The organism is Streptomyces sp. NPDC052773 (assembly GCF_044547145.1).
Taxonomy (GTDB): domain Bacteria; phylum Actinomycetota; class Actinomycetes; order Streptomycetales; family Streptomycetaceae; genus Streptomyces.
The window spans coordinates 553,066-574,870 of record NZ_JBITZX010000001.1 but is presented as its reverse complement, the minus strand read 5'-3'; the positions used below and the strand labels follow the sequence as shown (position 1 = coordinate 574,870).

19 protein-coding genes and 2 tRNA genes are annotated in these 21,805 nt (G+C 72.1%); 4 read left to right on the top strand and 17 right to left on the bottom strand.

From position 1 onward, the window contains the following. Positions 1-196: 196 nt before the first annotated feature. Positions 197-2,065 (bottom strand): translation elongation factor 4, encoded by a 1,869-nt coding sequence (lepA, locus tag ACIG0D_RS02685; protein ID WP_365758874.1) that lies wholly within the window; start codon positions 2,063-2,065, stop codon positions 197-199. A 240-nt stretch (positions 2,066-2,305) separates the two neighbouring features. On the opposite strand from lepA, the gene rpsT reads away from it, so the two are divergent. Beyond that, a complete protein-coding gene (gene rpsT, locus ACIG0D_RS02680; RefSeq protein WP_399795833.1) occupies positions 2,306-2,572 on the top strand; it encodes a 30S ribosomal protein S20 in 267 nt (88 codons plus the stop codon). A 191-nt stretch (positions 2,573-2,763) separates the two neighbouring features. Here rpsT and ACIG0D_RS02675 read toward each other — a convergent pair whose 3' ends face one another. From ACIG0D_RS02675 to leuS, 10 genes are all read right to left on the bottom strand, one after another. Further along, the gene (locus ACIG0D_RS02675; RefSeq protein WP_399795831.1) at positions 2,764-3,159 is read right to left on the bottom strand and encodes a nuclear transport factor 2 family protein; all 396 of its coding nucleotides are present in this window, start codon (positions 3,157-3,159) and stop codon (positions 2,764-2,766) included. 66 nt (positions 3,160-3,225) lie between these two features. Next, a complete protein-coding gene (holA, locus tag ACIG0D_RS02670; RefSeq protein WP_365758869.1) occupies positions 3,226-4,215 on the bottom strand; it encodes a DNA polymerase III subunit delta in 990 nt (329 codons plus the stop codon). A gap of 126 nt (positions 4,216-4,341) precedes the next feature. Beyond that, on the bottom strand, positions 4,342-4,587 hold the full coding sequence (locus ACIG0D_RS02665; RefSeq protein ID WP_399795829.1) for a hypothetical protein: 246 nt from the start codon (positions 4,585-4,587) through the stop codon (positions 4,342-4,344). A 20-nt stretch (positions 4,588-4,607) separates the two neighbouring features. Then, positions 4,608-5,507, bottom strand: a complete 900-nt coding sequence (locus ACIG0D_RS02660; RefSeq protein WP_399796343.1) for a YceI family protein — start codon at positions 5,505-5,507, stop codon at positions 4,608-4,610. 125 nt (positions 5,508-5,632) lie between these two features. Further along, entirely contained in the window at positions 5,633-6,445 is an 813-nt protein-coding gene (locus ACIG0D_RS02655; protein WP_399795827.1) for an arylamine N-acetyltransferase, read from the bottom strand. A 4-nt stretch (positions 6,446-6,449) separates the two neighbouring features. Beyond that, positions 6,450-9,254 carry a ComEC/Rec2 family competence protein gene (locus ACIG0D_RS02650; RefSeq protein WP_399795826.1) on the bottom strand — a complete coding sequence of 935 codons (2,805 nt, stop codon included), beginning with the start codon at positions 9,252-9,254 and terminating at the stop codon, positions 6,450-6,452. Further along, entirely contained in the window at positions 9,251-10,249 is a 999-nt protein-coding gene (locus ACIG0D_RS02645; protein ID WP_399795825.1) for a helix-hairpin-helix domain-containing protein, read from the bottom strand. The genes ACIG0D_RS02650 and ACIG0D_RS02645 overlap by 4 nt, the downstream gene beginning before the upstream one ends. A 144-nt stretch (positions 10,250-10,393) precedes the next feature. Beyond that, positions 10,394-11,239, bottom strand: a complete 846-nt coding sequence (locus tag ACIG0D_RS02640) for a DegV family protein (RefSeq protein WP_399795824.1) — start codon at positions 11,237-11,239, stop codon at positions 10,394-10,396. Between the two features lie 81 nt (positions 11,240-11,320). Beyond that, on the bottom strand, positions 11,321-12,070 hold the full coding sequence (locus tag ACIG0D_RS02635) for a hypothetical protein (protein ID WP_399795823.1): 750 nt from the start codon (positions 12,068-12,070) through the stop codon (positions 11,321-11,323). A 271-nt stretch (positions 12,071-12,341) separates the two neighbouring features. Further along, positions 12,342-15,218, bottom strand: a complete 2,877-nt coding sequence (gene leuS, locus ACIG0D_RS02630) for a leucine--tRNA ligase (RefSeq protein WP_399795821.1) — start codon at positions 15,216-15,218, stop codon at positions 12,342-12,344. 377 nt (positions 15,219-15,595) lie between these two features. On the opposite strand from leuS, the gene ACIG0D_RS02625 reads away from it, so the two are divergent. Next, positions 15,596-16,822: a cytochrome b/b6 domain-containing protein gene (locus tag ACIG0D_RS02625; protein ID WP_399795820.1), complete on the top strand. Its 1,227-nt coding sequence runs from the start codon at positions 15,596-15,598 to the stop codon at positions 16,820-16,822. Next, positions 16,819-18,432: an NADH-ubiquinone oxidoreductase-F iron-sulfur binding region domain-containing protein gene (locus tag ACIG0D_RS02620; protein ID WP_399795818.1), complete on the top strand. Its 1,614-nt coding sequence runs from the start codon at positions 16,819-16,821 to the stop codon at positions 18,430-18,432. Before ACIG0D_RS02625 ends, ACIG0D_RS02620 begins: the two co-directional genes overlap by 4 nt. Before the next feature lie 56 nt (positions 18,433-18,488). On the opposite strand, the gene ACIG0D_RS02615 is transcribed toward ACIG0D_RS02620, so the two are convergent. Then, positions 18,489-18,561, bottom strand: a tRNA-Ala gene (locus ACIG0D_RS02615). 134 nt (positions 18,562-18,695) lie between these two features. Here ACIG0D_RS02615 and ACIG0D_RS02610 point away from each other — a divergent pair. After that, positions 18,696-19,883 carry a glycosyltransferase 87 family protein gene (locus tag ACIG0D_RS02610; RefSeq protein ID WP_399795817.1) on the top strand — a complete coding sequence of 396 codons (1,188 nt, stop codon included), beginning with the start codon at positions 18,696-18,698 and terminating at the stop codon, positions 19,881-19,883. Here the strand turns inward: ACIG0D_RS02610 and ACIG0D_RS02605 are convergent. From ACIG0D_RS02605 to rsfS, 5 genes are all read right to left on the bottom strand, one after another. Continuing rightward, positions 19,852-20,085: a hypothetical protein gene (locus tag ACIG0D_RS02605; protein WP_003976229.1), complete on the bottom strand. Its 234-nt coding sequence runs from the start codon at positions 20,083-20,085 to the stop codon at positions 19,852-19,854. The two genes, ACIG0D_RS02610 and ACIG0D_RS02605, sit on opposite strands and share 32 nt — an antisense overlap. A 2-nt stretch (positions 20,086-20,087) precedes the next feature. Continuing rightward, on the bottom strand, positions 20,088-20,264 hold the full coding sequence (locus ACIG0D_RS02600; RefSeq protein WP_365758847.1) for a hypothetical protein: 177 nt from the start codon (positions 20,262-20,264) through the stop codon (positions 20,088-20,090). 224 nt (positions 20,265-20,488) lie between these two features. Continuing rightward, positions 20,489-20,561: transfer RNA gene (locus ACIG0D_RS02595), tRNA-Ala, on the bottom strand. Between the two features lie 116 nt (positions 20,562-20,677). Beyond that, positions 20,678-21,349, bottom strand: coding sequence for a histidine phosphatase family protein (locus tag ACIG0D_RS02590; protein WP_399795815.1), 672 nt, complete (start codon positions 21,347-21,349; stop codon positions 20,678-20,680). Then, a complete protein-coding gene (gene rsfS / locus ACIG0D_RS02585; protein WP_399795814.1) occupies positions 21,346-21,795 on the bottom strand; it encodes a ribosome silencing factor in 450 nt (149 codons plus the stop codon). The genes ACIG0D_RS02590 and rsfS overlap by 4 nt, the downstream gene beginning before the upstream one ends. Positions 21,796-21,805 lie beyond the last annotated feature (10 nt).

Here is a 21,805-nt window from a genome sequence, read left to right as displayed (position 1 = left end):
TTGTTTAACTCGCGAGTAACCACGAGCAGGGACAGGGTAGAGCCCGACCGGCCGCTGCGTAAGACTCCGCGCCCTGCCACTTTCACCAGAGCTCTCACCGGAGAGATACCCCGCTCACACGGCGAGGCCCGCCGTACTTTCGTACGACGGGCCCCTGAGCGTCCGTTTTGCCGGTGACCGGCGGCGTTACTCGCGGTTACTTCTTGCCCTTGGCCGATGCCGCGCCGTCGTCGCTGGAGAGCACCGCGATGAAGGCCTCCTGCGGAACCTCCACGGAACCCACCATCTTCATCCGCTTCTTGCCCTCCTTCTGCTTCTCCAGCAGCTTCCGCTTACGGGAGATGTCACCGCCGTAGCACTTGGCGAGGACGTCCTTGCGGATGGCGCGGATGGTCTCGCGGGCGATCACCCGGGAGCCGATGGCGGCCTGCACCGGCACCTCGAAGTTCTGCCGCGGGATCAGCTCCTTGAGCTTGGCGACGAGCCGCACGCCGTACGCGTACGCCTGGTCCTTGTGCGTGATCGCCGAGAAGGCGTCCACCTTGTCGCCGTGCAGCAGGATGTCGACCTTCACCAGGGAGCTGGACTGCTCGCCGGTGGGCTCGTAGTCGAGGGAGGCGTAGCCGCGGGTCTTGGACTTCAGCTGGTCGAAGAAGTCGAAGACGATCTCCGCGAGGGGGAGCGTGTAGCGGATCTCGACGCGGTCCTCGGAGAGGTAGTCCATGCCGAGCAGGGTGCCGCGGCGGGTCTGGCACAGCTCCATGATCGCGCCGATGAACTCGGTCGGGGCGAGGATCGTCGCCCGCACGACCGGCTCGTACACCTCGGCGATCTTCCCCTCGGGGAACTCGCTCGGGTTGGTGACGACGACCTCGGTGCCGTCCTCCATGATCACGCGGTAGACCACGTTGGGCGCGGTGGCGATCAGGTCCAGGCCGAACTCGCGCTCCAGGCGCTCGCGGATCACGTCCAGGTGGAGCAGGCCGAGGAAGCCGACGCGGAAGCCGAACCCGAGGGCCGCGGAGGTCTCCGGCTCGTAGACCAGCGCGGCGTCGTTGAGCTGGAGCTTGTCCAGCGCCTCGCGCAGCTCCGGGTAGTCCGAGCCGTCCAGCGGATACAGACCGGAGAAGACCATCGGCTTCGGGTCCTTGTAACCGCCGAGCGCCTCGGTGGCGCCCTTGTGCTGGCTGGTGACGGTGTCACCGACCTTCGACTGGCGGACGTCCTTCACACCGGTGATCAGATAGCCCACCTCGCCGACGCCCAGGCCGTCGGCCGGGAGCATCTCGGGCGAGTTGGTGCCGATCTCCAGCAGCTCGTGGGTGGCGCCGGTCGACATCATCCGGATGCGCTCGCGCTTGTTGAGCTGGCCGTCGATGACACGGACGTACGTCACGACACCGCGGTACGAGTCGTAGACCGAGTCGAAGATCATCGCGCGGGCGGGGGCGTCCTTGACGCCGACCGGCGGCGGGATCTCGGCGACGACCTTGTCGAGCAGCGCCTCGACGCCCAGACCGGTCTTGGCGGAGACCTTGAGCACGTCGCCCGGCTCGCACCCGACCAGGTTGGCCAGCTCCTCGGCGAACTTCTCGGGCTGCGCGGCCGGCAGGTCGATCTTGTTCAGCACCGGGATGATCGTGAGGTCGTTCTCCATCGCCAGGTACAGGTTGGCGAGGGTCTGGGCCTCGATGCCCTGGGCGGCGTCGACGAGGAGGATGGTCCCCTCGCAGGCGGCGAGCGACCGCGAGACCTCGTAGGTGAAGTCGACGTGCCCCGGGGTGTCGATCATGTTGAGGATGTGCGTGTTGCTCTTGTCGTGGGTCGGGGCCCACGGCAGACGCACCGCCTGGGACTTGATCGTGATGCCGCGCTCGCGCTCGATGTCCATGCGGTCGAGGTACTGGGCGCGCATCTGCCGCTGCTCGACCACACCGGTCAGCTGGAGCATCCGGTCGGCGAGCGTGGACTTGCCGTGGTCGATGTGCGCGATGATGCAGAAATTGCGGATCAGAGCCGGGTCGGTACGGCTCGGCTCGGGCACATTGTTAGGGGTCGCGGGCACGCAGGGTCCTGTCTCTTGAGGCGCCTTATGCCTCGGGTCGGATCGTTACGTAGCTTCCATGGTCCCACGGGTGCGGTGCGGCGACCGGTTTGGGCCACTGGAAGGGCCGCTGGTAGTGTAGGGGGCTGTGTCTCATGCCCTCTCAGCGCGAGGCACGACCCCAAGAAATCACCTGGTACGGGACGCGGGATCCCCTTCGGATCCCTCTCGCCCCGTGCCTGAACCTGAAAAGGCTCATTCGTGGCGAACATCAAGTCCCAGATCAAGCGGATCAAGACCAACGAGAAGGCTCGGCTGCGCAACAAGGCCGTCAAGTCCTCCCTGAAGACCGCGATCCGCAAGGCCCGTGAGGCCGCTGCCGCGGGTGACGTCGAGAAGGCCGTCGAGTACCAGCGCGCCGCCGCGCGTCAGCTCGACAAGGCCGTCTCGAAGGGCGTCATCCACAAGAACCAGGCCGCCAACAAGAAGTCGGCCCTGGCTGCCAAGGTCGCGACCCTCAAGGGCTGAACCCCTTATCTGGTCTGATCGCCGGGCGGACCCAGGGCGGGCCCTCTCTCATCCGCTCCCGACCGGCACCCCGAGTCCGTTCGCGGCCTGCGTTCGCCACGCGGGAACGGGCTCAGCAGCTTGAACCGAAGGCCCCGCCGCCTCGCCCTTCCCCAGGGCGGGTGGCGGGGCCTTCGGCTGTTTCGCGACGGTCAGGACCAGAAGTCGTTGTTCGCGTCTATGTCTTGCACGCACTCGTCGATGTCGCTGATCTTGTCGCCGACGACACGGAAGACGAGGGCACCGTCGTCCTCGATGTGCTTGCCGTCACGGTCCGCCGTGAAGCGCATCATGCCGACCGCGTGCCCGCGGCCGTCCACGGCGACGCCACGCAGGTCGACCCGCATGTTCCCGCCGGTCTCCTCGTTCATCCGGCGATACATGTCGATGATCGCGTCCTGGCCCTTGAAGTCACCCGACAGCGGGTGGGTGCCGGGCACGTGCTGGGTACAGTCCGCGGTCATCAGCCCGCGCAGGGTGTCCATGTCCCCGCGCGTGAATGCTTCGAAGCCCTTGCGTACGAGTTGGGCGTGCGGGTGTTCAGCCATGGCGATCGCCACCTCTCCGTCGTCCGGCGATGGGCGGCTGATACGCCCGATTGTCCTCCTCCCCCGCTACGCCCGCCCTCTGGACCGGGCGGCCCGCGCGATCGTCACGACCGCCTTCTCCAGCGCGTACTCGGGGTCGTCCCCGCCGCCCTTCACCCCGGCGTCGGCTTCCGCCACCGCCCGCAGCGCGACGGCCACCCCGTCCGGGGTCCAGCCCCGCATCTGCTGCCGGACCCGGTCGATCTTCCACGGCGGCATGCCCAGCTCGCGCGCGAGGTCGGCGGGCCGGCCGCCGCGCGCGGAGGACAGCTTGCCGATCGCGCGGACGCCCTGGGCGAGCGCGCTGGTGATCAGCACGGGAGCGACGCCGGTGGCCAGCGACCAGCGCAGCGCCTCCAGCGCCTCGGCCGTACGGCCCTCGACGGCCCGGTCGGCGACGGTGAAGCTGGAGGCCTCGGCGCGGCCGGTGTAGTACCGCCCGACGACGGCCTCGTCGATGGTGCCCTCGACATCGGCGACGAGCTGGGAAACGGCGGACGCCAGTTCCCGCAGATCGCTGCCGACGGCGTCGACGAGCGCCTGGCAGGCCTCGGGGGTGGCGGACCGCCCGGCGGCCCGGAACTCCTGCCGGACGAACGCCAGCCGGTCCGCCGGCTTCGTCATCTTCGGGCAGGCCACCTCCCGCGCGCCCGCCTTGCGCGCGGCGTCCAGCAGCCCCTTGCCCTTGGCGCCGCCCGCGTGCAGCAGCACCAGCGTGATCTCCTCGGCCGGTGCGCCGAGGTAGGCCTTCACGTCCTTGACCGTGTCCGCGGACAGGTCCTGCGCGTTGCGTACGACCACGACCTTGCGCTCCGCGAAGAGCGACGGGCTGGTCAGCTCGGCGAGGGTGCCGGGCTGGAGCTGATCCGGGGTCAGGTCACGTACGTCCGTGTCGGCGTCGGCGGCCTTGGCGGCGGCCACCACCTCCTGCACGGCACGGTCGAGCAGAAGGTCCTCCTGGCCCACGGCGAGCGTCACCGGGGCGAGAGGGTCGTCATTCGCGGTTTTCCTGGCCATCGGGACAAGCATGGCACGCCGCACTGACAACGGGGCGCGCCCCTCAGGGGCGCGGGGAACCGCGCGACCGGCCACCCACCGGCCCGCGGCGGAGCGACCGGCCGGCGCAGCCCCGAGGCGCCGCGGCTACGGCTCCTCGCGCCAGCCGTCCCACTCCCCGGCGAACTCGTCCAGTTCCCGGGGGTCCAGGCGCTCCGCCTCGTCGGCCACGACGACGAGCCACTGCGCGTCCTCGGCGTCGTCCTCCCCGGCGAGCGCGTCCCGCACCAGCTGCGGCTCCTCGTCGAGCCCGAACCGCTCCCCCAGCGCCTCGGCCACCTCCTCCGCGGCGTCGCGGTCGGGCAGCACCAGCACATGTCTCACATCACTCACGGCAACATTCTCCGCCACGGTCACGCCGCCACCGCACCGGCCGTCCTCGGCACGACCTGCACGTCCAGCTCGATCCGGATACTCGGCCCGACCACCGCGATCCCCTTCGCCAGCATCGTCTGCCAGCTCACCGTGAAGTCGTCCCGGTGCAGCTCCGTCGTCGCCCGGCAGGCCGCCCGGACCTCCCCCTCCATGCCGTTGCCCAGCCCCAGGTACTCCGTGTCCAGCGTCACGGTCCGCGTCACCCCGTGCAGCGAGAGCGCCCCGGTCACCGCCCACCGGCTGCCGCCCCTGTGCGTGAACCGGTCGCCGTAGAACTCGATCGTCGGGAACCGCTCCACGTCCAGGAAGTCCGCCGACCGCAGATGGTCGTCGCGCATCCGCACGTTCGTGTCGATCGACGCCGCGTCGATCACCACGTGCATCGCGGACCGCTCCATCGGGTCGGCGATCCGCACCACGCCCGCGAAGTGGTTGAACCGCCCGTGGATCCGCGCCAGTCCGATGTGCCGCGCGGTGAACGCGATCGAGGAGTGCATGGGCTCGATGTCCCAGTCCCCCGCGCCCGGCAGCTCCGGCGGCTCGGCGGTCTGGAGCGTCACGTCCCCCAGCGAGGCGAGCGTGCCCTCCTCCACGGTCATGGCCGCGCGGAAGGGGGCGTATCCGTCGGCCGTCACCGCCAGCCGGTACTCACCGGCCGGCACCGCGGTCACGAACGACCCGAACGGGTCCGTGCCCCCGCCGACCACCCGGCGCCCCATGTGGTCGCTGACCACGAATTCCGCCCGCGGCACCGGCTCGTGGACCGGATCGAGGACCCGGCAGGTGAGCACCCCCGCCCGTGGCGGAGTCCGCACCGAAGCCAGGGGACTCCTCCGTCGCACCCGGTTCCTCCGGCTCCCCAGCCAGCGGCCGATCATCCACCACACCTCTGCGCGCCTTGACATCACTCGCCATCGAAGATCCATTCGATCACTTGTGTGGCTTTCGAGGCAACACAGGGGCAGATCAGCGGGATGTCCCGCAGATGTCCCTCCCGTCTGCTTTACGCGCCATCGGCCACCCTCGGCACCCTCTCCAGCTCGATCCCGAACCGCTCCCGGTACACGGCCAGCACCGCCTCGTCCTCCCCCTCTCCGTACTCGCGCTCCTCCTGGGTCCCGTCCGGCGCCGTCACCTTCAGCTTGCGTCCGCCGAGCGTGATCCGGCCGCCGTCCTCCGTGACCCGCGAGCACACCAGCTTCCGCGTGAAGGGGGACTCCGGCGAGGTGCTGTGCCACCAAGCGCCGGTCACGAAGTCGGCGAGCAGCCGCGGCCGGGTCTCCAGCCGGTACTCCCGCTCACCGTCCTTCAGCACGTTTAGGTCGCCCACCTCCCCCGCCGCGTCCGGCCCGGCCTCGGCGATCCGGAACGAGCCCCCGGGATCGGCCTGTTCCCGCCGGTCCTCCCACGCCAACGGGAAGTGGCTGTGCGCCCCGAACCCCACGTCGGCCAGCCACTCCCCCGCGTCCGCCGTCCGCACCCGCAGCGCGAGATGGTCGTACGGGACCCCGAGCCGCCCCTCCTCCCCGTAGACCCGCCCCGCCAGCAGCGTCACCTCGAAGCCCAGCGCGTCCAGCAACGCGCCGAACAGCCCGTTGAGTTCGTAACAGAACCCGCCCCGCCGCGCGCCCACCACCTTGTCCAGCAGACGCCTCTCATCGAGCGCGATCTCCTCACCGAGGTGGATCGACAGGTTCTCGAACGGCACGGCCCGCAGATGGCGCAGATGCAGCTCCCGCAGGACGTCGAGGGTGGGCCTGGCCGGGCGGGCGGCGCCCAGTCGGCGGAGATACGCGTCAACATCTGCCGATTCCATGCCCTCAGTCTCGCGCCACCCGTATCTCCCCGCCCGCCCCCACCACCGCGACCGACCCGTCCCGGTCCGTCCGCAGCACCGCCGCGCCCGCGGCCCGCAGCGCTGCCAGGGTGCCGGGCGCGGGGTGCCCGTAGGGGTTGTCCGCGCCCGCGGAGATCAGTGCGAGGCGCGGTGCTGTCCGGCGCAGCAACTCCGGGTCCTGGTAGGCGGATCCGTGGTGGGCGACCTTGAGCACGTCGACGCCGCCGATCAGCGCAGCCGCCGGGGTCCGCAGCAGGGCCTGCTGGGCCGGGGGTTCGAGGTCGCCGAGCAGCAGCATCCGCAGCCCCGCCGTCCGCACGAGCAGGGCGACGCTGGCGTCGTTCGGCCCCTCGGGTGCCGGTGCGGAGGGCGGCGGCCACAGCACCTGCCAGGTGAGGTCACCGGCACGCCGCCGCTCCCCGGCGACCGCCCGGGTCACCGGGATCCCCCGCGCGGCGGCCACTCGCCGGACGAACGCGGCCTGGTCGGCGGGCTCTTCGTACCCCGTCGTCTGGATGGCCCCCACCGCGCGCCCGCGCAGCACCCCGGGCAGTCCGGCCACATGGTCGGCGTGGAAGTGGGTGAGCACGACGAGCGGGATCCTCGTGACGCCCAGCCCGTGCAGACACCGGTCGACCAGCGTCGGGTCCGGTCCGGCGTCCACGACGACTCCGGTGCCCTCGCCCGCCGCGAGCACGGTCGCGTCGCCCTGCCCCACATCGCACAGAGCCAGCCGCCAGCCCGGCGGCGGCCATCCGGTGATCACCCGGGTCAGCGGGGGCGGCTGCACCACCGCCACCACCAGCAGCAGTCCGCCGGCCAGGCACAACCAGGGGTGCCGGACCAGCCGCCGTCCCGCCATCACGAGGGCCGCCGTCACGCACAGCAGGAGTCCGGCCCCGGCCCAGCTCCCGGGCCAGTCCACCCCCGCGCCGGGCAGTGCCGCCCCGGTGCGGGCGATGCCCGCGATCCACCCGGCGGGCCAGCCCGCGCACCACGCCAGTGCCTCGGCCACCGGCATCGCCAGCGGTGCCGCCGCCAGCGCGGCGAACCCCAGCACGGTCGCCGGGGCCAGCGCGCACTCCGCGAGCAGATTGCACGGCACCGCCACCAGGCTCACCCGCGCCGACAGCACCGCCACGACCGGCGCGCACACCGCCTGCGCCGCCGCCGCGGCCGACAGCGCCTCCGCGAGGCGCGGCGGCATCCCCCGCCGGCGCAGCGCCGCGCTCCAGCCGGGGGCGAGCGTCAGCAGCGCCCCGGTCGCCAGCACCGACAGCAGAAAGCCGTAACTCCGCGACAGCCACGGGTCGTACAGCACCAGCAGCAGCACCGCCGTCGCCAGCGCCGGGATCAGGGATCTGCGGCGTCCGGTCGCCAGGGCGAGCAGGGTCACCGCCCCGCAGGCGGCGGCCCGCAGCACGCTCGGGTCCGGGCGGCACACCACGACGAACCCCAGGGTGAGTGCCCCGCCGAGTAGCGCCGTCCCCCGCAGCGAGATGCCGAGCCGTGGCGCCAGTCCGCGCCGCTCGGCTCGCTGGGCCAGCCCGGGCGGGCCCAGCAGGAGCGCGAGGACGATGGTCAGGTTGCTGCCCGACACGGCGAGCGTGTGGGCGAGGTCGGTCTCCTTGAAGGCCTCGTCCAAATCCGGGCCGATCCGCGAGGTGTCTCCTACGACCAGTCCCGGCAGCAGCGCCCGCGCGTCCGGGCGCAGCCCGTCGGTGGCCTCCCGCAGCCCGGCCCGCAACCGCCCCGCCAACCGCTGCGCCGCCGACGGCTCCCCGACGACCACGGGCGCCGCCCGTCCCCGCACCCGCAGCACGGCCGCGATCCGGTCCCCGCCGAACACGGCCGGCGCGAGCCGTCCCGTCACCCGCACCCGCGTGGAGGGCAGCAGCCCGAGCCACGACGCCGATGCGGACTCGCCGCTGTGAGCAGCCGTGCCGGACCGAGCGTCATGGGCAGCCCTGCCGGATCGAGCGTCGTGAGCAGCCGTGCCGGACCGAGCGTCGTGAGCAGCCGTGCCGGACCGCACGTCGTGGGCGGCCCCGCCCCGCCCCGCGTCGACGATCACCAGCACCGGTGCCCGTGTCGCCGTCAACGCCCGCCCGGCGCGCACCACCCCGCCGACCGGCGGCACCAGCACGCCCCGCACCTCACCGCGCACCAACACCGACGTCCGCGCCAGGTGGTTCCCGGTCACCCTCGGCCGGGTCAGCCGAGGATCCGCGGTGACCTCGACCTCCGCGGTCACGGTGGCGTACTCCCGCGCCAGCCCCGGCACCGGTCCCCGGCGCAGATCCGCCCCGTGCAGCCCCGCCGAGACGGCCGCCGCGGCAACACAGAGCAGCACGGCCGCGACCGACATCCGCGGCCACGCGGCCGGCCGGGCCGTCAGCAGATCCCGCGGCTCCGTCCGAGCCCGCTCCGTCCGAGCCCGCTCCGTCCGCGCCGGGCGCCCTCGCCGACGCGTCACCCACAGCAGCAGCCCCGCGCCACCCGAGCACCCCGCCACCACCCCGACGGTCCAGCCCGTCGGCGCGCCCAGCATCACCGCCGCCGTCGCCCAGGCGGCCAGCGCGGGTCCGACGAGCCTCAGGTCCGCCGGCCCTCCCTGCCGCGGATGAGCCGCCCCGAGCCGGTTCCCGGACGCCGCGTGTACGTCCCGCCGCCCGGCGGTGACGACCGGAGCCGGGGCACCGGCCGACGTGGGCCCCGGAGCCGCGCCCGAGCCCACTGCCGAGCCCGAGCCCGAGCCCACTGCCGAGATCTCCTCCCCGCCCCTCATGGCCGCACGAGATCCCGCAGATCCGCGAACCGCCGCTCGCCGATCCCCTTGACCTCCCGCAGCTCGTCCACCGAGCGGAAGCCGCCGTGCCGGGTGCGGTAGTCGACGATGTGCTGGGCGAGGACGGGGCCGACGCCCGGCAGGGTTTCGAGCTGCTCCACGGTGGCCGTGTTGAGTGAGACGGGCCCGGCCGGCACGCCACCCGCAGGGGCGCCCCCGCCAGACCCCGGCCCAGGCCCTGGAGCCGGAGCGACGGGAGCGGGCCCGCCGACGACCACCTGCTCACCGTCCACGAGGAACCGCGCCCGGTTCAGCCCGTCGACGTCCGTGCCGGGTCGTACCCCGCCCGCGGCCTCCAGGGCGTCCACCACCCGCGACCCGGCGGGCAGCCGGTGGATGCCGGGCTCGCGTACCTTCCCGCTGACGTCCACCACGATCTCGGTACCGGCGCCCGGCACGCCCGTAGGGGCGGCGGGCGGGGCGGACTCAGCCGCCGGCTCCGGGTGCGGAGGTGCCGCCTCGACCACCTCCGGGGCCCTGACCGTCTCCGTCCGCCCGCTCCAGAAGTGCTGCACGGCGAACCCCGCGGCCACGACGAGCAGCACGGCCAGCGCCAGGACGTTGCGCCGTTCCAGTCCGGCCCTGGCCTGCAACCACAGCGGCAGCCGCTCCCGCAGGGCGAGTCCAGCCCGGTGGCGCCAGGTCTCGACGGACTCCCGCTCCCCGGCCCCCGGCGGCCCCGCCCTCGACTCCCGACGCTCCTCGGCATGTTCCCCAGCAGGTTCGCCGACGGGCTCCGCGACAGGCTGCACCGCCTGCTCGCCGAACAACAGCCGCGCGCGTCGCCGGAGTTCGTCGGCGGACGCGTGCCGCTGCCGGGCGGCGGACCTGGCGCGCAGGGGCGGACGGCGATGGCGGAGACGGCCGTCCGAGGCCGCGCCCCGGCCCGGACCGCTCGTCGCGGACGTACTGCGTGTGCGTGCTCGAAGTGCCATGCGACGAGGATGGGACACCTCACCGCACTCACGATGATCTTGGTCAAATCCCGGGGATTACTACTCAGTTGTGGAAAACCCCGTCACCCGTACGTGTGAACTGGTGAACCCGGTCACCTCACCCCGTCGCCCCACCCCGCCGCCTCACCGCGACGCGATCACAACCCCCAGCAACCCGGGCCCCGTATGCGCCCCGATCACCGCCCCCACCTCACTCACATGCAGCTCCGCCAGCCCGGGCACCCGCACCCGCAGCCGCTCCGCCAGCGCCGAGGCGCGGTCCGCCGCCGCGAGGTGGTGGACGGCGATGTCGACCGGCGCGGACCCCGCCCGCTCGGCGGCGATCTCCTCCAGCCGGGCGATCGCCCGCGACGCCGTCCGCACCTTCTCCAGCGGTCCGATCCGGCCGCCGTCCAGCTGGAGCAGCGGCTTCACCGCGAGCGCGGAGCCGAACAGGGCCTGTGCGGTGCCGATCCGGCCGCCGCGGCGCAGGTACTCCAGGGTGTCGACGTAGAAGTAGGCGGAGGTGCCGGCGGCCCGCTTCTCCGCCGCCGTGACGGCCTCGTCCACGGAACCGCCCGCCTCCGCCGCCTCGGCCGCCGCCACGGCGCAGAAGCCCAGCGCCATCGCGATCATGCCGGTGTCCACCACCCGCACCGGCACCGGTGCCTCCTTCGCCGCGAGCACCGCCGCGTCGTAGGTGCCGGACAGCTCGGCGGAGAGATGGAGGGAGACGATCCCGGTGGCGCCCGACTCGGCGACCTTGCGATAGGTCTCCGCGAACACCGCGGGGCTGGGCCGCGAGGTGGTGACGGGCCGTCGCTTCTGGAGCGCCTGGGCGAGGGAGCGGGTCGAGATCTCGGTGCCCTCTTCGAGTGCCCGGTCGCCGAGGACCACGGTCAGCGGAACCGCCGTGATGCCGTGGCGCTCCATCGTCCGTGGCGGCAGGTAGGCCGTTGAATCGGTGACGATCGCGACATGCCGGGACATGAGCTGGAGGTTACCTGGCGTAGCGCGCGGACGGCAGCCCGGCCCGTCACCCGAAGCGGAACGGGGACCCGGCCGGCGGGTTCAGGTGGTGGACTCGGGGCGGGGCTTCTTCTGCCACGGGTAGGCCGGCCGCGGGTCCGGCGGGGTGATGGCGGGGCGGGCCGGCTCGTCGGCGGTGTGCGCCCGCGGGGTGTCCTGCCAGGTCTGCCGACTCGCCGCGGCGTCGGCGGCGGGTGCCTCCGGCCAGGGCGGGGGCGGAGCGGAGGCGGAGGACGCCGGGGGCTCCTCCGTCGTCCAGTGCCGCAGGGCACCGGCCTCGACGTCGATCTGGGCGCTGAGCGTGTCCAGGTCGTCGTCGGCGAAGCGGCGGGCGCGGTCGCGGGCGGCCCAGCGCAGGGAGTCCGCCGACCGTGTGATGCGCTCGGTGCGCTCGCGCAGGCCGGGCAGTCGCTCGGTGAGCGCGGCCCGGTCCGGTTCGGACTCCAGGCGCCGCAGTTCCGCGTCGAGTTCGTGGCCGTGGGCGCTGAGCCGCTGGAAGAGGCCGAGGGACTCCTTCAGCGACTCGTCCTCGGCCGCGCCCGCGTGGAGGGCGTCCTGGGTGGCCCGCATGGAGGTGCGCAGCTTCAGGCGCAGCTGGGCGATCTCGCCGACCGGGCCGGGCTGGGCGAAGGACTTGGCGCGCAGGGTGTGGTCCTCGACCGTGCGCCGGGCCTGGGTGATGGTGCGGTCCACGCCCCGCTTGGCGGCGCCGACGACCTTCACCGCGGCATAGACGCCGAGCGCCACGAAGAGCACGAAAAGCAGGGCCACCACCGCGATCACCGCTTCCACGACGCTCCTCCTCCGGCCGATTCGGCCCTGTGCCCGTCACGGCACCCACCGCGCCGCTCTTCCACGGTAAACGCAACGGGCAGGCCCGGAGTTCCACGACAACCCCGAACCTGCCCGCATCGAACCCCGAGCACACCCCCTAGGGGACGGCCCGGCGCCCACGGCCGCTCAAGACCCGCTGACGACGGACGTGCGCGATCACGCCATGATCACGCACCGCACGACGCCCTTACGGCGCCCTTACGACGCTTTACGACGCTTTACGACGCCCTTACGCCGGAACGATGTTCACCAGCTTCGGCGCCCGCACGATCACCTTCCGGATCCCGGCTCCGTCCAGCGCCGCCACGACCTTCTCGTCGGCCAGCGCGACCTTCTCCAGCTCCTCCTCGGAGATGCCCGGGGAGACCTCCAGGCGGGCCTTGACCTTGCCCTTGATCTGGACGACGCAGGTGACGGTCTCGTCGACGACGTACGCCGGGTCGGCCACCGGGAAGTCCTGGTGGACGACGGAGTCGGTGTGGCCCAGCTTGCGCCACAGCTCCTCGGCGATGTGCGGGGCCAGCGGCGCGACCAGCAGGACCAGCGCCTCGGCGACGGAGCGCGGGACCGGATCACCGGCCTTGGTCAGGTGGTTGTTCAGCTCGGTGATCTTGGCGATGGCGGTGTTGAACCGCATGCCCTCCAGGTCACCGCGCACGCCGTCGATCGCCTTGTGCAGGGCGCGCAGCGTCTCCTCGTCGGCCTCGGTGTCGACGACGGTCGTCTCGCCGGTGGTCTCGTCGACGATGTTGCGCCACAGCCGCTGCAGCAGCCGGAACTGGCCGACGACCGCGCGGGTGTCCCACGGCCGGGAGACGTCCAGCGGGCCCATGGCCATCTCGTACAGGCGCAGGGTGTCGGCGCCGTACTCGGCGCAGATCTCGTCCGGGGTCACCGCGTTCTTCAGGGACTTGCCCATCTTGCCCAGCAGGCGGGTGACCTTCTCGCCCTGGTACCAGTAGGCGCCGTCGCGCTCCTCGACCTCGGCGGCCGGCACGGCGATGCCGCGGCTGTCGCGGTAGACGTAGGCCTGGATCATGCCCTGGTTGAACAGGCGGTGGAACGGCTCGGCCGAGGCGATGTGTCCCAGGTCGTGCAGCACCTTGGACCAGAAGCGGGCGTACAGCAGGTGCAGCACGGCGTGCTCGGCGCCGCCGACGTACAGGTCGACGCCGCCGTGCGGCTGGCCCTCGCGCGGGCCCATCCAGTACTGCTCGATCTCGGGGTCGACCAGCTTCTCGCTGTTGTGCGGGTCCAGGTAGCGCAGCTCGTACCAGCAGGAACCGGCCCAGTTGGGCATGGTGTTGGTCTCGCGCCGGAACTTGCGCGGACCGCGGCCGTCGCCCAGGTCCAGCGTGACGTTGACCCAGTCCTCGTTGCGCGACAGCGGGGTCTCGGGCTGGGTGTCCGCGTCGTCCGGGTCGAAGGTGCGCGGGCTGTAGTCCTCGACCTCCGGCAGCTCCAGCGGCAGCATCGACTCGGGCAGCGCGTGGGCGACGCCGTCCTCGTCGTAGACGATCGGGAAGGGCTCGCCCCAGTAGCGCTGGCGGCTGAACAGCCAGTCGCGCAGGCGGAAGTTGACGGTGCCCTCGCCGATGCCCTTGCTCTCCAGCCACGCGGTGATGCGGGCCTTGGCCTCGACGACGCCCAGGCCGTCCAGGGAGACGTCCTCGCCGGACGAGTTCACGATCTTCGCGTCGTACGAGGCGAAGGCGTCGTCCCACGTCGACGGGTCCGTGCCACGGTCGTCCGACGGCTCGACCACGCACCGCATCGGCAGCTCGAAGGCGCGCGCGAAGGCGAAGTCGCGGGTGTCGTGCGCCGGGACGGCCATGATCGCGCCGGTGCCGTAGCCCATCAGGACGTAGTCGGCGATGAAGACGGGGATCCGCTCGCCGTTGACCGGGTTGACGGCGTACGCGCCGGTGAAGACGCCGGTCTTCTCCTTGGCGTCGGCCTGCCGTTCGACGTCGGACTTGGAGGCTGCCTGCGCGCGGTAGGCGGCGACGGCGTCGGCGGGGGTGGGGTGGCCGCCGGTCCACACGTCGTGCGTGCCCTCGGGCCAGGCACCCGGGGTGATCTTGTCGATCAGCGGGTGCTCGGGCGCCAGCACCATGTAGGTGGCGCCGAACAGGGTGTCCTGGCGGGTGGTGAAGACGGTGATGTGGTCGCCGTCGACGGGGAAGTCGACGCGGGCGCCCTCGGAGCGGCCGATCCAGTTGCGCTGCTGCAGCTTGATGGCCTCGGGCCAGTCCAGCGCGTCCAGGTCCTCCAGCAGCCGGTCGGCGTAGGCGGTGATGCGCATGTTCCACTGGCGCAGCTTGGCCTTGAAGACGGGGAAGTTGCCGCGCTCGGAGCGGCCCTCGGCGGTGACCTCCTCGTTGGCCAGCACGGTGCCCAGGCCGGGGCACCAGTTGACCGGCGCGTCGGAGGCGTAGGCCAGCCGGTACTCGCTGAGGACGTCGGCCTTCTCGACGGCGTTCAGCTCGTTCCAGGAGCGGCCGCCGGGCACCTCGCGCTCACCGGACTCGAACTGGGCGACCAGCTCGGAGATCGGGCGGGCCTTCTTCGCGTCGTGGTCGTACCAGGAGTTGAAGATCTGCAGGAAGATCCACTGGGTCCACTTGTAGTAGTCCGGGTCGATCGTGGCGAACGTCCGGCGCTTGTCGTGGCCCAGGCCCAGCCGACGCAGCTGGACCTTCATGTTCTCGATGTTGGCCTCGGTGGACACGCGCGGGTGCGTGCCGGTCTGCACGGCGTACTGCTCGGCGGGCAGGCCGAAGGCGTCGAAGCCCAGGGTGTGCAGGACGTTGTGGCCGGTCATGCGGTGGAAGCGCGCGTACACGTCGGTGGCGATGTACCCCAGGGGGTGGCCGACGTGCAGGCCCGCACCGGAGGGGTACGGGAACATGTCCATGAAGAACTTCTTGGGCTTGGCGACCTGCTCGGGGTCGCCCGCCAGGTCGCCCTTCGGGTTGGGCGCCGCGTAGGTGCCCTCGGCGTCCCAGAAGTCCTGCCAGCGTGCCTCGATCTCCGCGGCCAGGGCGGCCGTGTAGCGGTGCGGCGCGGCCACCTCGGCAGTGGCAGCGGGGTTCGTCTCGCTCATGATCCTCAAAGCTCCATCGATCGTCTCTGCCTACGGCTTGTCGAGAAACGAAAAATCCCCTCGCACAGGAGGGGACGCCGCGCCGATTCCGGCCACTCGACTCGTCCGGTGGCCGGGACTGATCAGCGCGGCCCGCTAAGCAGAAGGCGTACGGCACGCATGGCGTCAGGGTACCGCAGCCCTCGACCGGCCCGCGACGAAGGTTCAAAAGCTGAACCAAGATCATGATTACTTCGCGTAACAACCCCTAAGGGGCATTACAGCGAGCACATTGTCGTTTGATAACAGCGCAATAACTCAAACCTCGTACCCATGGGTATGGCGCGACTTAGAGTGCGGCCCGGGACCGCTTTCCCGAACCGCTCGGAGTCACCCCCATGAACTCTCGTCGCAGTAACAGCTCGCTCGCCGCACGGGGCCGGTCGGCCTACGGCGCGGCGTCGGCTGCCGTGCTGGTCCTCATACCCGTGCTCGTCCTGGCCGGAGGTGACACCTTCCGCGAGTTCCTGGACTTCGGCGCGGGCGTGCTCAGCCTGGTCTCCCTGACCTGCTCGGTGATCTGGGGCCTGGTGGCCCAGGACCGGATCTTCCTCAACGCGCGTCAGCGGATCGTCGGACAGGCGGTGCACCGGGCGACGGCGGTCGCCTCGATCGCGTTCCTCCTGCTGCACGTCGTCACCAAGGTGGCGCTGGACCACGTCGGAATCGCCGCCGCGCTGATCCCGTTCTCGCTCGGCGTCACCGCGGGCGCCGGCCTGATCGGGCTGGGCTCGCTGGCCGGACTGCTCATGATCTTCGTGGGCCTCACCGGCGCCCTGCGCAGCGCCTTCGCCTCCCCCGCCCCCATCGCCGCCCGCTGGCGGACCATGCACATGCTGGCCTACCCCGCCTGGTGCGCGGCCCTGGTCCACGGCCTGTTCGCGGGCCGCCAGGCCAAGCCGGTCTTCGTGTTCCTCTACGGCCTGTGCCTGGTCGGCGTCATCGCGGCGCTGGCGCTGCGCTCGGCGCCCCGCCCGGTCAAGCGCCGGGTCGCCGACCGGATCGCCGCCCTGCTGGGCGGCGGGGCACAGCCCGACCGCGAGGAGCTGGACGCCGCCCGCGCGCGGGCCGGCGGCGAGCCCTCCCCCCTGCCCGGCTACGACACCGCGCGGGCCGGTCGCGAGCGCCCCGCCGAACCCGCCGGCGGCTTCGCGGCGGCCTACCGCGCGGTGTCCCGTCCCCGCCGCTCCCAGCGGCCCGCCCCTGACCTCCAGCCCACCGAATCGCTGCCCCGCGTGGACACCTCGTCGTCGCTGCCCCGCGTGGACCCGTCCTGGCCGATCCCGTCCCCGCCGCCGGTCGGCGAGGCGCCCCCGTCGGCGTACGACCCCCTCCAGGACACCGGACACACCATCCCGGCCTATGGCAATACGGGCGGCGGCGGGTACGGCGGCACCGAGATGTACGACACGGTTGAGTCGAACACCCTCTACGGCACGTACAACCCGGACGACACCTACGACAACAGCGGTCCCGCAACAGAAACACTGCCCGGTGCGTCCTACGACTTCGACGCACCGGGATCGGGCGAAGCTTGGAACACGCCTTCCGGAGGCTTTAAGTGAACGAGGCCCTGCCCGACGTACCCGAAGTCCGCGTGGTCGGACTTCCCCAGCTCACGTCGGGCTTCGACCTTGTCGAACGACTCGATCTGCCCATGCACCTGAAGGTGCATGGGCCGCTCGAGCCCATGGGCGGCGAGCAGCTCGCGCAGCTCGCCGAACGCATCAACCTCAGGGGCCGCGGCGGCGCGGGTTTCCCCTTCCACAAGAAGCTGCGGTCGGTCGCCGAGTCGGCGATCCGCCGCGGCGTACGGCCGGTGGTGGTGATCAACGGAAGCGAGGACGAACCCGCCTGCCGCAAGGACACGGTGCTGATCAACCGTGCCCCCCATCTGATCCTGGACGGCGCCCTGCTGTGCGCCGAGGCGCTGGGTGCCCGCACGCTCGTGGTGGGCGTCACCCGGGAGTCCACCCAGCGCTCCATGGAGGCCGCGCTCGCCGAGCGCGGCCTGAGCAACGGACGAAGATCGGTTCTCCGCGCGCGTGTGCAGCGCAATCCGGTCCGCATGGTCACCGGCGCCGCCGCCTCCCTGATCCGCTCGATCGACGGCGGCCCGGCGATCCCGCCCGGCCGCAAGATCAGCGCCTCGGTCAGCGGCGTCGGCGGCGCCCCCACCCTGCTGTCGAACGCCGAGACGTTCGCCCAGCTGGCGATCGCCGCGCGGATCGGCCCGGAGCGGTACGGCAACACCGGCCTGTACGACGAGCCCGGCACCGTGCTGCTCACGGTCTCCGGTGCGGTGGCCCGCCCCATGGTGATCGAGGTGCCCACCGGGGTGCCGCTGCGCTACGTGCTCCAGCTGGCCGGCGCCCCGCCGGTCCCGCAGGGCGTGCTGACCGGCGGCTACCACGGCAAGTGGATCGACGCGGCGACGGTGAACGAGGCGATCGTCTCCCGCAACTCGCTGGACGCGGTGGGCGGTTCCCTGGGCGCCGGGGCGATCCTGCCCATCACCCAGGAGACCTGCCCGCTCGGCGAGTCACTGCGGGTGGCGCAGTGGCTGGCGGAGGAGAGCGCCGGCCAGTGCGGCCCGTGCTACCTCGGGCTGCCGGCCGCCGCGCGCGGCCTGGAGGACATCCTGAACGGCGGCGGACCGGCCGCCCTGGAGGCGCTGAAGCAGGTCGCCAAGAACGTCAAGCGGCGCGGCGCCTGCTCGCACCCGGACGGCTCCGCGATGTTCCTGGAGTCGACCCTCAAGGCGTTCACCGACGACCTCGCCGCCCATGTCCTCGGCAACGGCTGCGGACGGCCCGTGGAGGGCGTGCTGCCGCTCTTCCAGGGGGGCAGGGCCCCCACGGGCGTCCCCGGCGGCGGCGCGGCCGAGGAGAACGGCCCCAGCCGCCAGAAGATCTACGTCGACTGGACGCTGTGCCGGGGGCACGGACTGTGCGCCGACATCCTCCCGGAGGTCTTCGAGCTGGGCGCCGACGGCTTCCCGACCGTCGCCCAGGCGGCCGTGCCCCGCTACGCCGAGGCGAAGGCGCTGCGCGCGGTGCGCCGCTGCCCGGCGCTCGCCCTGCGGATCGAGGAGGAGACGCCGCGGGACAAGACCGCGTCCCGCAACCTGCCGGTGCTGTCGCAGGGCCGCGGGCGCCGCGCGCTCGGCCGCTGAGCGGGGCCCGCACGAAAAATCCCGCCGGGTCATTCCTGACCCGGCGGGATCTGCTGTGGAGCTAAGGAGAATTGAACTCCTGACCTCTTGCATGCCATGCAAGCGCTCTACCAACTGAGCTATAGCCCCTTGCGGTGTGCCGTCCGCCCCGGGCTCCCTTTCGGGTTTCCCTCGCGGCGACACAGAGAACATTACACGGTTCCCCCGGCGGAACACCAAATCGTTTCCGTTCTGCCCGAATATGGGCGCTATGGTCGGCCCTCGTGACCGTGATCGTGTTCTCCGGTATCCACCGCCGTGTGCCGACCGCCCTCGGCGCCTGCCTGTTCTCGTTCGCGGCCTTCTGGGTCGCACAGCGCGCCGCGCAGGTGTCGATGATCGACCTGCTGGTGTACCGCGCGGAGGGCTCGACCGTCCGCGCGGGCGGCGATCTGTACGCCCTGCGCACGACGGCGGCGCAACTGCCCACCACCTACCCGCCCTTCGCCGCCCTGCTGTTCACCCCCCTGACCCTGCTGGACGTCTCGGGCCTGCGCACCCTCGCGACGGCCGGGAACCTCGCCCTGCTGGTCGCGTTCGTCCGGCTGTCGCTGCGGCTCGTCGGGCACGCGCGCGGGGGCACCGTCTGGTGGGTCGCGGCGGTGGCCGTGTGGTGCGAACCGGTGTGGACGACCCTGCGCTACGGCCAGATCAACCTGCTGCTGGCGGTGCTGGTCCTGTGGGACCTCACCCGCCGCCCCGGCGACCGCCTGGCCGGGCTCGGCATCGGCCTCGCGGCGGCGGTGAAGCTGACGCCCGCCCTGTTCGCGGTGTTCCTGCTCGCCACCGGTGTCGCCGCCCGCCGGCGGAACGGCACCGGCGCGCCCTGGCTGCGCCACGCGCGCGGGGCGGTGACCGCGTTCGCCGGCGCCACCCTGCTCGCGGCGGCCGTCCTGCCGTACGACTCCTGGCGGTTCTGGACCTGCATGGTGTTCCGCGCGGGGCGGGTCGGGCACGCCGAGGAGACCGCGAACCAGGCGCTGCGCGGCGTCCTGGCCCGCGCGCTGCACACCCCGGAGCCGGGCGCCGCCTGGGTGGTCGCGGCGGCCCTCGTCGGCGCCGCCGGGCTGGCCGCGGCGGTCCGGGCGGAGCTGCGCGGACAGCGGGCGTGGGCGGTGCTGGCGTGCGCGGTCACGGCGCTGCTGATCTGCCCGGTGTCCTGGTCGCACCACTGGGTGTGGTGCGTGCCCGTCGTACTGCTCCTCGCCGTGGAGGGCCGGCGCGCGGTCGCCGTCTGCACGCTGCCGGTGTTCTGCTCCTACGCCCTGTGGTGGGTGCCGCACGGCGAGGAGCGGCCCGAACTGCATCAGGGCCCCGGCGAGTTGCTGCTCTCCGGCCTCTACGCGGCGGCCGGCTGCGCGTTCCTGCTGTGCGCCGCGCTCAGGCCGTCACGAACGAGTAGAACCGCTTGAGCGTGCAGTGTTCCTCCAGCAGACGGCCGTAGATCGGCTCGCCCTCCAGTTCGCGGTACGTCTCGATGGGGTCGCCTTTTATGATCAGCGCCCGCGCGCATTCCTCGCACCAGTACTGGTAGTCGGGGTTCACCGGTTCCATGTCGCGGACGATCGGCGTACCGCTGCCGCACCAGTCGCACTTCCGCCTGTGTGCACCCATCGTCAGCTCCAGCTGTGGCCGCAGGCCGTGCACACGTAGGAGATCCCGCCGTTGTCACCGAGGACTTGGGCGACGTGCGCGGAACCGCAGGAAGGGCAGCTGAGCCGGGTGGCCGTGTTCCGTATCAACGCTGCTTCGCCGAGGAGGTGGCCGACCTCCTCGAGGATGCTCGAAGGCATCGCTACTCCCTCCCGTCGGGCCGCGCCCCCTTCCGGCCGTTTGATTCTGCCACGACCGGAGCGACACGGTCAGCGACGCCGGGGTACCAGTCCGGACACGGCACCCGGCCACGCGCCACCACAGAGGTATACGCCTCTCGGGTCACTTCCGTTCAAGACCGTTCGGGACGTGGAGATCACAAACGAAAAATCCCGCCCCCCTGAGGGGGACGGGATTCGTCCTGTGGAGCTAAGGAGAATTGAACTCCTGACCTCCTGCATGCCATGCAGGCGCTCTACCAACTGAGCTATAGCCCCTTGCGTTCTCCCCGCTCGGCCGGGCGAACAAGAAGAACTTTAGCCTGCGACCTGCCGGAAAGTGAAATCCGGGTCCGAGGGGCCGTCCGACGGCCGTACGACGGCCCCGCGGCCCCTCAGTCGTCGTCGCCGAGGACCGGCTCGGGCAGGGTGCCGGCGTTGTGCTCCAGCAGCCGCCAGCCGCGGGCGCCCTGGCCGAGGACGGACCAGCAGCAGTTGGTCAGGCCGCCCAGGCTCTCCCAGTGGCGGGCCTCCAGGCCGAGCAGCCGCCCGATGGTGGTGCGGATGGTGCCGCCGTGGCTGACCACCACGAGGGTGCCGTCCTCGGGCAGCTTCTCGGCGTGCCGGAGCACCACGGGCGCCGCGCGGTCGGCGACCTCGGTCTCCAGCTCGCCGCCGCCGCGGCGGACCGGCTCGCCGCGCTTCCACGCGGCGTACTCCTCGCCGTACCGGGCGATGATCTCGTCGTGCGTCAGGCCCTGCCAGACGCCCGCGTAGGTCTCCCGCAGGCCCTCTTCGAGGGTGACGTCGAGGCCGGTGAGCGCGGCCAGCTCGGCCGCGGTGTCGGCGGCGCGCGACAGGTCCGAGGCGACGATCGCGTCGGGCCGCAGGGAGGCCAGCAGGCGGGCCGCACGGCGCGCCTGGGCGACGCCGGTCTCGGTCAGCTCGACGTCCGTGGTGCCCTGGAAGCGGCGCTCCACGTTCCACGAGGTCTGCCCGTGCCGCCACAGGATGACGCGGCGGCCCCGGCCCTGATTCCCGGCGGTCACCTCACCGGTGGCGCTCACCGCCACTCACCGGCCGCCTCGGCGGCCTCCTCCTGGGCGGCCTGGAGCTTGGCGTGCTCCTCGGCCTTGCCGCGGGTCGCCTTGGCGTCCTCGGGCAGCTCGATCTCGGGGCAGTCCTTCCACAGCCGCTCCAGGGCGTAGAAGACGCGCTCCTCGCTGTGCTGGACGTGGACGACGATGTCGACGTAGTCGAGCAGGATCCAGCGGGACTCACGGTCGCCCTCGCGGCGCACGGGCTTGGCGCCGAGCTCCTTCTGGAGCCGTTCCTCGATCTCGTCGACGATCGACTTGACCTGGCGGTCGTTGGGGGCGGACGCCAGCAGGAAGGCGTCCGTGATCGACAGCACATCGCTGACGTCGTAGGCGATGACGTCGTGGGCGAGCTTGTCGGCCGCCGCCTGGGCGGCGGTGGTGATCAGTTCGAGAGAGCGGTCGGTCGCGGTCACTACAAGGCTT

What these genes read in the sequence shown, in the direction of transcription:
- ACIG0D_RS02655 (WP_399795827.1), bottom strand. Translation starts at nt 6,445, where the DNA reads ATGGAATCGGCAGATGTTGACGCGTATCTCCGCCGACTGGGCGCCGCC.
- ACIG0D_RS02650 (WP_399795826.1), bottom strand. Translation starts at nt 9,254, where the DNA reads ATGAGGGGCGGGGAGGAGATCTCGGCAGTGGGCTCGGGCTCGGGCTCG.
- ACIG0D_RS02675 (WP_399795831.1), bottom strand. Translation starts at nt 3,159, where the DNA reads ATGGCTGAACACCCGCACGCCCAACTCGTACGCAAGGGCTTCGAAGCA.
- ACIG0D_RS02660 (WP_399796343.1), bottom strand. Translation starts at nt 5,507, where the DNA reads ATGATCGGCCGCTGGCTGGGGAGCCGGAGGAACCGGGTGCGACGGAGG.
- ACIG0D_RS02645 (WP_399795825.1), bottom strand. Translation starts at nt 10,249, where the DNA reads ATGGCACTTCGAGCACGCACACGCAGTACGTCCGCGACGAGCGGTCCG.
- holA (WP_365758869.1), bottom strand. Translation starts at nt 4,215, where the DNA reads ATGGCCAGGAAAACCGCGAATGACGACCCTCTCGCCCCGGTGACGCTC.
- ACIG0D_RS02600 (WP_365758847.1), bottom strand. Translation starts at nt 20,264, where the DNA reads ATGCCTTCGAGCATCCTCGAGGAGGTCGGCCACCTCCTCGGCGAAGCA.
- ACIG0D_RS02640 (WP_399795824.1), bottom strand. Translation starts at nt 11,239, where the DNA reads ATGTCCCGGCATGTCGCGATCGTCACCGATTCAACGGCCTACCTGCCG.
- ACIG0D_RS02625 (WP_399795820.1), top strand. Translation starts at nt 15,596, where the DNA reads ATGAACTCTCGTCGCAGTAACAGCTCGCTCGCCGCACGGGGCCGGTCG.
- ACIG0D_RS02605 (WP_003976229.1), bottom strand. Translation starts at nt 20,085, where the DNA reads ATGGGTGCACACAGGCGGAAGTGCGACTGGTGCGGCAGCGGTACGCCG.
- leuS (WP_399795821.1), bottom strand. Translation starts at nt 15,218, where the DNA reads ATGAGCGAGACGAACCCCGCTGCCACTGCCGAGGTGGCCGCGCCGCAC.